This is a genomic window from Endothiovibrio diazotrophicus, assembly GCF_054657215.1.
Map to the genome: position 1 here is coordinate 1 of NZ_BAAHXB010000165.1, position 9,394 is coordinate 9,394.

Sequence of the window (9,394 nt, forward strand, 5' to 3'; positions counted from 1 at the left end):
TAGGGCGCCCCCCGGAAGCGCCAGGCCCGCGTTGCGGCGCTTGCCAAGGGATCACCATTGGCTGCGCGCCGCGCCTTGGCCTGGCACTTCCGGGGAGCGCTGATGGCCGATTTGTGGGTAAGAGGCAGGGCTAGCCCGCTTTCAGAGTGGCGCAGCGCCCCTTCAACCCCTACCATGGGCGTCCCAACCCATCGACTGAGGAGCCGAGAATGGAGCTGGAACTGGTCACCTTCAAGATCTGCCCCTTCGGACAGCGTCCGCTGATCACCCTGCGCTACAAGCAGGTACCCCACCAGGTCACCTACATCACCCCCGACACCCTGCCCGACTGGTTCGCCACCACCTCGCCGCTGGGCAAGGTGCCGCTGCTCAAGGTGGACGGGGAAACCGTGCTCTTCGAGTCGGCGGTGATCAACGAGTTCGTCGACGAGATCAGTGTGGGGAGTCTGCTGCCGGAGGCACCGGTGGAGCGCGCCATGGCCCGCGCCTGGGTGGAGTTCGCCTCCGCCTGCCTGGTGGACATGCACGGACTCTCCACCGCCGCCGACGAGACGGCCCACGGCGGGGCCCGAGAGGGGCTGCTGAAGAAACTGGCGTGGCTCGAGCGCCACACCGGCGAGGGCCGTTACTTCCTTGGCGAAGGATTCTCGCTGATCGACACCGCCTTCGGACCGCTGTTCCAACGCCTCGACCTGCTCCAGGCGGCCCACCCCTTCATCCCGTGGGAGGAGTACCCGAAGGTGCGCCGCTGGGCCGACACGCTGCTCGCCATGGAAGCGATCAGCGGGGCGGTGCCGGAGGATTTCGAGCAGCGCTACAAGGGGTTCCTGAAGATGCAGGGGGGCTACGGCGCGAAGCTGTTCGCGGCGTGAACGGGGCGCGCCCTCCGCAGCGCCGATTAAGGTTCCCGCAGAAAACAGCTGAGACTGGGCGGCCATTCGTGAAGTACGCGCCGCAAAAACCGCTTTCCCCCCGGAGAGGTCGGCCGCGTCGGGCAGGCAGGCCCGGCAATGATGCACCACACCAAACGATCGTTTTATTTGATATGCTAAAATCCATTTTTTACAAAAAACGAGTGACAAGGAATGAAACGAATATTGGCGGGTCTGGCGGTTGGGCTGTTGTCGCTGTGGTCGTTCAAGGCGTCGGCGGGATGCGGCACATCGTATGAACCGATGTACGGGTCGGGGTCAGGTTTTTATTATTTCTACGGTCAAGCCTGCGTCAACGGATCGGCGGTAACCCTGGAAGGCCAACAAGGTTATCGCAGTTTCTGGACGACATCCGGATTCTGGGCAAACGGCACCCTGGACTACTCGCTACAAACCCAGGGGGACCATTTCTACTTGGTCTACAACAACGGTCCGATCACTTTTTATTCCGCAGACTATCAGAACCGATATGACGTAACCTTCCGGAACATGACTGTGGAACTGAGCAACGGAGAGATCGTTTCGCTGGGTGGCGGCATCGAACTCAGCGGCCAGTATTTTGCCGCAGAACCCTGGTTTTTTGCGTTTTTATACTAAGAGCCTGCCGGACCATGGGGGGATCGATTCGCGGATGGGCAGGAGGGCGGTCCCGATTTTTCGAAAACCCGAAGAGAATAGCGAGCGATTTGAAGACGATTCTCGGAAAACCGGGGCTGTCATCCCGCTTTCGCGGCCGATCCATCCATAACTGAATGTTGCGCTGAACGGAAAGGGACCGGGAAAGCTCCGTCACGGAGGCGCTTCATACGCTATCGACGTCCAGCGCGCAACGAAACGGCGGGTCCCGCTCCATCGCCATGGCCAGGGCGAAGGCCGCCGCAGGCTGCATGTTGACCACCACCATCCCGACGCCGCTGATCGAACAGAGCGCATGGATCCGGCATAACCAGTCGTAGTAGAGGGCATCGACCAGCGGGACGCTCTTCAGGTCGTAAAGCAGCAGCCGTCCCTTCAGCTCGATCAGGGTCTCCGCCAGCTCCTCCAGGTAGTCGTCGGCGTGGCTGGGATCCAGCCCCTCCCCCGGTTCCAGCAGCACCTTGCCCCCGCCGATCGGCGTCAGATGCATCCCCTTTACCATGAGCCACTCCCGGCGAAAGAACCGACCATGAAGCACGGAGCGAGGAATGAGCCCCCTTCATGTACTTCGCTCCCCTTCATGGTCAAAAACCTCGCCCCCTAAAAGCTCGCCGAAGGATCCTGGGAGACCTGGATACCGAGGATGTGGAACGCCTCCTTGAGTCCCTCGGAGAGGGTCGAGCGGGTGTTGACCGCGGAGAGGTCGATATTGAGGCTGGTGATCGCCCGCGCGATCTCCGGGCGGATGCCGGTGAGGATTGCGCGCGCGCCCATCAGGCCGATGGCGCGGATCATCTGGATCAGGTGGTGGGAGACCTGGGAATCGATGGTCATCACACCGGTGACGTCCAGCACCACCACCTTGGCGCGGTCCTTCTCGATCCGCGAGAGCAGGTTCTCCATCACGATCATGGTGCGCGAGGAGTCCAGGGTGCCGATGATCGGCAGGGTCAGCACCCCGTCCCAGATCTCGGTGATCGGCGTGGAGGTGTGCTTCAGCTCCTCCTGCTGCGCCTCGATGGTCCGCTCCTTCTCCTTGAGATAGGCGTGGAAGACGTCGAGCACCACGTGATTGAAGACCCGCGCCAGCATCAGCAGCACCTCGCGGTTCTGCTCGAAGCCGTAGCGGTCATTCTCCTCCAGCTCCTCGATCAGCACCCGCTGCAGCGACTGAACGTAGCGCACGAAGAGGTCGAGGCTGCCGCCGCGCACCTGGATCTGACGAGCGAAGTTGCCGAAGAACTGCTGCAACGCCTCCAGCTCGGCGGTCCGCTTGCCGAGGCTGGCGCCGGCCTGCAAGAGCATAACGAAGAGCTCCAGGAACTCGACGCTGTACTCGTGGATGTCGTCGTCGGTGAGGATCTGGTTGTCGCCGAACAACCCCCGCCCCTGCTCCTCGACCACATCGGCGATGTAACCCATGTTCTCCTTGAGCTGATCGATGAGGATCTGATGAATCGATGTATCTTCTTCCGCGTGCTTCTTGCTCATTGCCCCACCTCTCCACTCATGATTCGTTGACCGGTACCCAGACGCACCAGAAAGATCGATTTGTCGTCGTTGGACCGCCCCGCCACATTGCCCAACAGATAGGCCACCATCTGCGGATGGAGCTGAAACAGCCCGGGGAAGCCGACCGGCTCCCAGTTGCGCCGCAGGCCGTCGGAGGCGGTCAGCAGCAGCGTCTCCCGCCCCAGTTCGTGCTCGGTGGTCTCGCAACTGCGATGGGAGTGGCCGAGCACCCCCGGGGAGAACTGGATATTGCGCCGCCCTTCGCTGGAGAGCAGCGCCGCGGTCATGTCGCCGACCCCACAGACCCGCGCCTGCCGGCTGGCGGTATCCAGCTCACCGAAGATCCCCACCGCCCCGCGCGTGCCACGCAGCGTCTCACTGGCCCGCGCCATCACCCCGATCGGGGTCCGCTCCCGCTCCAGCACGGTCCCCATGTCGGCGACCGCCTTGGCCGCCTCCAGTCCATGCCCGAGCCCATCCATGTGCAGCCAACGCAACTGCTCGGCGTCGAAATCGACGCAGATGCAGTCGCCGTTGTGGATCGCGTCCTGATAGGCACGCAGGAAAAGCCCAATCTGGTAGGGCAGCGGCTCCGGCTCGCGGAGGTGGAAGCGTACCCACACCGCCACCCCATGCCAACCACCGGCGGCAGACTCGGTCGGGCGCGAATAGAGGGCACTCTCGTCGGCCAACCGATGGATCGCGCCGATCCCCTTGCCAAGGGTGCCGGAGGTGGTGAATCCATCGGAGCGGGCCAATTCCAGATCATCGATGCCAGGCCCATAGTCGAGGGCGAACAGATCGAGGGCCGGCATCGGCCCATTCCACTCCCAGAGCTGAATCAGTCCGCTGCCGCAGGCGTACTTGTACTGGTTGGTGAGGATCTCCGTGGCGACCAGCTCCATCCGCTCGCGCTTCAGATCGCTGAAGCCCATGCGCCGACCGACCGCACGCAGCTTGGAGCGAACCAGGATCTGGCTGCTGTCTCCGGCGATGGGTTGATCGAGAAGGAGCTTGAGGAGGGTATCGTCTCTCATCGCCCGACGGCCGCATCCCCTCGCCCAAGGCCGCAAGGTCCCCTACCATCCACGCGTCTCACCCGTTGGCCACCTCACGCAGGGGCGCACGCGCCGAAACGAAACGCCCGCGCCCCTGCGCCTTGGCCGCGTAGAGCGCCTCGTCGGTGCGCGCCACCAGCGTATCCACCGAATCGTGGCGCAGCGCCCGGGCGATCCCAATGCTCACCTTGCGATTCATCTCCTCGAGGACGCGCTGGGCGATGCGCTCCGCCGCCTCCATGCCGGTAAAGGCGATGATCGCGAATTCGTCGCCGCCGATGCGGCACGGCAGATCGACGTTCTCCCGCACCGCACGCTCCATCACCTCGGCCATGCGCCGCAGGTAATCGTCTCCGTACTGATGGCCATGGGTATCGTTGATCTGTTTGAAATGGTCGAGGTCGAGCAGCAGCAGCACCATCTCCTCGCCCTGACGCTGTGCGCGCGCCAGCGCCTTGCGCAACCGGTCGTCGTACGCGCCGCGGTTGAGCAGGCCGGTAAGGGCATCGGTCTCCGCCTGGCGAATCGACGCCTCCAGCTCCTCTTTCTTGCGCTCGAGCATCGTCTCCATCTCCGCCATCTGCTGGGCCGCCACCTTGGTGAAGCGCTCCAGGTCCTCGGAGATCTTGCGGTTGCGCCGCTTGAGGAGCTCCGGATCGGCCGTCTCGCTGGCCATCCGCAACTGTTCGGCGAGTTCCTCCACCCGCATCGGCTCGGGGGTGACGGGGAGCCGGGGGAACTCGTCGATACCGCCGCCATCCCAATGGACGACCAGTCGATCCCCCTCCAGCCGCAGACCGACCTCGATACTCCCGCCTAGCCGAGCCTCCTCCTCGCGCAGCCGCTGGAGCAGCGAGTAGAGCCGGGCGGTGACCGAAAAGAGGTCACCGTCGAGGGCACGCGTGGCGTCGATCACGAAGCGGGCGAAGCGCTGGCGGTCCGGCTCGACGAGCAGCGAGAGTGTGAATAGCTCCTTCATGGATGGGCCTATCCTTATCCCATTCGGCAGAAAAGGCAACACCCTATGTACGAATAGGGTTAAACCCTAATTTACTGATTGCCATTCCCGTTTCCCCCTTCCCGCCCCCCTTCCGGCTATCCGTCGATCCTCACCGGCGTCCCCACCGCCACCCGCTCGAACAGCTCGACGACATCGGCGTTGCGCATGCGGATGCAGCCGTGGGAGCGCGGCACCCCCATCGGCTCGCTGTCGGGACAGCCGTGGATATAGATGTAGCGGCGCATGGTATCCACCGTCCCCAGTCGATTGCGCCCCCGCTCCATCCCGCTCAGCCAGAGGATACGGGAGAGGACCCAATCGCGCTCGGGGTGGGCCGCCGCCAGCGCCTCGTCGTAGACCTCGCCGGTGGCCCGCCGGCCGACGAACACCGCCCCCGGCGGCACACCGGCACCGATCTTCGCCCGAATGCAGTGAAGGCCCCGCGGCGTCTGCCCGCTGCCACTCCGCTCCCCCACCCCATTGACCCCGGTGGAGACCGGATACTCGGCCACCGGCCGCCCCTCCTCTTCCAGAGAGAGCGTTTGGCGTTGAACGTCGATGCGGATGGAGTGGCGGGACATGGAGGAAAACGTACTCCATCCGGGCCCCGTTGGACAGCACCACCGATTCCGGGAGACCCCCTCGATGGACCGGGTCAAAAGCCGCCCTCAGGACCGCCGTCGCCGTTGTCACAATGATGGTCTAGAGTTGCGCAGGCGCCGAACCACCCGATGAAGGAGAGAGCGATGAGCCATTCCACCGGTGCCCCGCGCCGCGCCGTTCTGCTGGTGATCCTGGACGGCTTCGGCGCCAACCCCAGCCGCACGCACAACGCCGTGGCGCTGGCCCGCACCCCCAATCTGGACCGCCACTTCGCCGCCAACCCCCACACCCTGCTGCAGGCCTCCGGCCGTTCGGTAGGCCTGCCCAACGGCCAGATGGGCAACTCCGAGGTGGGCCACATGACCCTCGGCTCGGGCACCGTGGTGCGCCAGGACCTGGTGGTGATCGACGACGCCATCCGCGACCGCAGCTTCTTCGACAACCCGGTCCTCGCCGCGGCGCTGGCGCGGGCCCGCGAACGGCAGCGGCCGCTGCACCTGATCGGTCTGGTCTCCGACGGCGGCATCCACAGCCACCTCGACCACCTCACCGCCCTGCTCAAGCTGTGCTCCCAGCGCGGCGTGCGCCCGGCGCTGCACATGATCACCGACGGCCGCGACACCCCGCCGCGCTCGGCACTCTCCTACCTCGCCCCGCTGGAGACCGCGCTGGCCCCCTGCGGCGGCGTGATCAGCACCGTCTGCGGCCGCTACTACTCGATGGACCGCGACCAGCGCTGGGAGCGGATCGAACTGGCCTGGCGGGCGATGGTCGACGGCGCCGGGCGCCACGCCGGCTCGGCGCGCGAGGCGATCGAGAACTCCTACCGCGCCGACGAGGACGACGAGTTCCTCTTCCCCAGCGTGATCGACGGCGGCGAGCCGATTCGCGGCGGCGATCCGGTGCTCTACTTCAACTTCCGCAAGGACCGCCCGCGGCAGATGGTGGAGGCGCTCCACCGCCCCGACTTCCCCCACTTCGATCGCGGCACCTTCACCCCCGCCGAGGTCACCTGCATGATGGAGTACGACGCCCACTTCGGCCTCCCCTACGCCTTCGAGGCGGAAAAACCGGCCACCACCCTGGCCCAGCAGATCGGCGCCGCCGGTCTCTCCCAGCTCCACTGTGCCGAGACCGAGAAGTACGCCCACGTCACCTTCTTCTTCAACGGCGGCCGTGCCGAGGAGACCCCCAACGAGGAACGGATCCTGATCCCCTCGCCCAGGGTCCCCACCTACGACCTGCAACCGGAGATGAGCGCCCCGGCGGTGGCCGACGCGGTGGTCGCGGCCCTCGCCGAGGGGCGCCACGCCTTCATCGTGGTCAACTTCGCCAACGGCGACATGGTGGGGCACAGCGCGGTGCGCGAGGCGGTGATCGAGGCGGTGGAGGTGCTCGACCGGGAGGCCGGCAGGGTGCTGGATGCGGCGGAGGCGCACGGCTACTCGGTGATCCTCACCGCCGACCACGGCAACTGCGACGAGATGGTCGACCCGGTCACCGGCGCCCCGCACACCCAGCACACCGTCTACCCGGTGCCCTGTCTGGTGATCGACAACGTCCCCTGGCGCCTGGGGATCGGCGGCGGCCTGCAGGACATCGCCCCCACCGTGCTCCACCTGATGGGCCTGCCCAGGGCCGACGAGATGCAGGGCGAGTCGCTGCTGCTGGGCCCGGTAAGGGGGTAGCAAGCGCCGTCATCCTCCCCAGCCTACCGCCGAATTCCGCGCACGAAAAAGGGCTCCCGACGGGAGCCCTTTTTTCGTGCGCGGAATTTGGCGGAGAGGGTGGGATTTGAACCCACGGACCCCGTAAGGGGTCACTTGATTTCGAGTCAAGCCCGTTCGGCCGCTCCGGCACCTCTCCGTTCACCCGACCGAAACCGGGCAGGGGCGGAATTGTACACCATCATCGATCCTTGTACAGCGGCGGTTTCCCACCGGCCAACGGGCGGCTACAATCGATCTTCCACCCGGAGAAACCCTGCCCCCCGTGCAACATTCCGCCGGCCACCTCCCGCACCCCCCAGCGCTTTTCGCGCGACGGTACGGATCTGCCCGTATCGTCGGCGGCCGACGACGCGCGATGGCGCCGCTGCTGCTCGCCGCGACGCTGCTGCTGATCCACGGCTGCGGCGATCGGCGCACCGCCCTCCAGCAGGTGCGCGACGCGGGCGAGCTGGTGGTGGCGACCCGCCCCGGGCCCACCACCTATTTCCAGACCCCGGACGGCCCCGCCGGCGTCTCCTACGAGCTGGTCAACCGTTTCGCCGAGCGCCTCGGGGTGAAACTACGGCTGATCACCGTCGACCAGCCCTCACGGATCCTCAGTCTGGTCAAACGCCGCGTGGTCCATCTGGCGGCGGCGGGGATGAGTCTCAGTGAAGAGGAGCGGCAGAAGCTGCGCGCCGGCCCCCCCTATCAGGAGATCACCCAGCAGTTGCTCTACCACCGCGACACCTCGCCCCCCGACTCGCTGGAGGCGTTGCAGGGCAAGGAGGTCGAGGTGGTCGAGGAGTGCCCCCAGGGCGCCCTGCTCGACCACTACCGGACGGATTACCCGGGGATCCAGTGGGACGAGGTGAACGATGCCGACAGCCGCGAGCTGATGCGCCGGGTGGCCAGCCGCGAGATCGACTACACCATCCTCCAGTCCAACTTCGTCGCCCTCCACCGTCTCTACTACCCGGAGGTGGCGATCGCCCCCCTCGCCCTCGCGCCCCCCAGCCAGCTCGCCTGGGCCTTCCCGCGTAGCGGCGACGGCTCGCTGCTCCAGGAGGCGCGCCGCTTCTTCGCGGAACTCCAGGAGAGCGGTGAACTGGCCCGCATCCTGGAACGCTACTACGGCCGCGCCACCCACTTCGACTACGTCCACACCCGCCACTTCCTGCGCCACATCGAGCAACGCCTGCCGGCGATCGAACACCACTTCCGCCATGCCGCCGCCGAGTACGGCTTCGATTGGCGGCTGCTCGCCGCCATGGGTTACCAGGAGTCGCTGTGGGACCCCGACGCGATCTCCCCCACCGGGGTGCGTGGGGTGATGATGCTGACCCGCGCCACCGCCAGCCAGCTCGGCGTGAAGAACCGACTCGACCCGGAGCAGAGCATCTTCGGCGGCGCCCGCTACCTCGCCTCGCTGAAGCGGCGGCTGCCGAAGCGGATCCAGGAGCCCGACCGCACCTGGATGGCGCTGGCCGCCTACAACATCGGCATGGGGCACCTGGAGGACACCCGCATCCTCACCCAACGGCTCGGCGGCAGCCCCGACTCCTGGGCGGACGTGAAGAAACAGCTACGCAAACTGGGCAAGCGGAAGTGGTACAAGACCCTCCCCCACGGCTACGCCCGCGGTGGTGAGGCGCTCTACTACGTGAAGAACATCCGCGCCTACTATCAGATGCTGAAGTGGCAGGAGCGCAAGGAGCGGGAAGAGGAGCAGCGGCGGGGGGCCACGCTCACCGAGGCGAAGGCGCCGGCGAAGGGCGATGCCCCGAAGGTGATGGCGGCGGACTAGGAGCCTGTCGGGCTCTGGGGGATCGGGGCTTGTAGGTTGGGTTGAGCGTAGCGAAGCCCAACAGGCGTGCTCGAGAACTGCGGCGCGGAGAGTCCGGCGGCGGCGTGTTGGGCTTCGCTCCCGCTCAACCCAACCTT

The 9,394-nt window shown here is 66.1% G+C and carries 9 protein-coding genes and 1 tRNA gene; 4 read left to right on the forward strand and 6 right to left on the reverse strand.

Annotation, left to right across the window (positions count from 1 at the left end; translation table 11 throughout):
* The first annotated feature begins 209 nt into the window (after window positions 1–209).
* The gene (locus ACYQ2W_RS24240; protein ID WP_459873229.1) at window positions 210–872 is read left to right on the forward strand and encodes a glutathione S-transferase family protein; all 663 of its coding nucleotides are present in this window, start codon (window positions 210–212) and stop codon (window positions 870–872) included.
* A gap of 213 nt (window positions 873–1,085) precedes the next feature.
* The gene (locus ACYQ2W_RS24245; protein WP_459873231.1) at window positions 1,086–1,529 is read left to right on the forward strand and encodes a hypothetical protein; all 444 of its coding nucleotides are present in this window, start codon (window positions 1,086–1,088) and stop codon (window positions 1,527–1,529) included.
* Between the two features lie 205 nt (window positions 1,530–1,734).
* Here ACYQ2W_RS24245 and ACYQ2W_RS24250 read toward each other — a convergent pair whose 3' ends face one another.
* The 5 genes from ACYQ2W_RS24250 to ACYQ2W_RS24270 all read right to left on the reverse strand — a co-directional run bounded on the left by ACYQ2W_RS24250 (window position 1,735) and on the right by ACYQ2W_RS24270 (window position 5,719).
* Window positions 1,735–2,058 (reverse strand): hypothetical protein, encoded by a 324-nt coding sequence (locus ACYQ2W_RS24250; protein WP_459873233.1) that lies wholly within the window; start codon window positions 2,056–2,058, stop codon window positions 1,735–1,737.
* A gap of 110 nt (window positions 2,059–2,168) precedes the next feature.
* On the reverse strand, window positions 2,169–3,059 hold the full coding sequence (locus tag ACYQ2W_RS24255; RefSeq protein WP_459873235.1) for an STAS domain-containing protein: 891 nt from the start codon (window positions 3,057–3,059) through the stop codon (window positions 2,169–2,171).
* Window positions 3,056–4,117, reverse strand: coding sequence for an ATP-binding protein (locus ACYQ2W_RS24260; protein WP_459873237.1), 1,062 nt, complete (start codon window positions 4,115–4,117; stop codon window positions 3,056–3,058). The genes ACYQ2W_RS24255 and ACYQ2W_RS24260 overlap by 4 nt, the downstream gene beginning before the upstream one ends.
* Window positions 4,118–4,175: 58 nt before the next feature.
* A complete protein-coding gene (locus tag ACYQ2W_RS24265) occupies window positions 4,176–5,117 on the reverse strand; it encodes a GGDEF domain-containing protein (protein WP_459873239.1) in 942 nt (313 codons plus the stop codon).
* A 116-nt stretch (window positions 5,118–5,233) separates the two neighbouring features.
* Complete coding sequence (locus tag ACYQ2W_RS24270) at window positions 5,234–5,719, reverse strand: L,D-transpeptidase family protein (RefSeq protein ID WP_459873241.1); 486 nt, start codon at window positions 5,717–5,719, stop codon at window positions 5,234–5,236.
* Window positions 5,720–5,884: 165 nt separating this feature from the next.
* Between ACYQ2W_RS24270 and gpmI the strand changes: the two genes are divergently transcribed.
* On the forward strand, window positions 5,885–7,429 hold the full coding sequence (gene gpmI / locus ACYQ2W_RS24275) for a 2,3-bisphosphoglycerate-independent phosphoglycerate mutase (RefSeq protein WP_459873243.1): 1,545 nt from the start codon (window positions 5,885–5,887) through the stop codon (window positions 7,427–7,429).
* 88 nt (window positions 7,430–7,517) lie between these two features.
* Here gpmI and ACYQ2W_RS24280 read toward each other — a convergent pair.
* A tRNA-Ser gene (locus tag ACYQ2W_RS24280) sits at window positions 7,518–7,607 on the reverse strand.
* Between the two features lie 219 nt (window positions 7,608–7,826).
* Here ACYQ2W_RS24280 and mltF point away from each other — a divergent pair.
* Window positions 7,827–9,257 carry a membrane-bound lytic murein transglycosylase MltF gene (gene mltF, locus ACYQ2W_RS24285; RefSeq protein ID WP_459873245.1) on the forward strand — a complete coding sequence of 477 codons (1,431 nt, stop codon included), beginning with the start codon at window positions 7,827–7,829 and terminating at the stop codon, window positions 9,255–9,257.
* Window positions 9,258–9,394 lie beyond the last annotated feature (137 nt).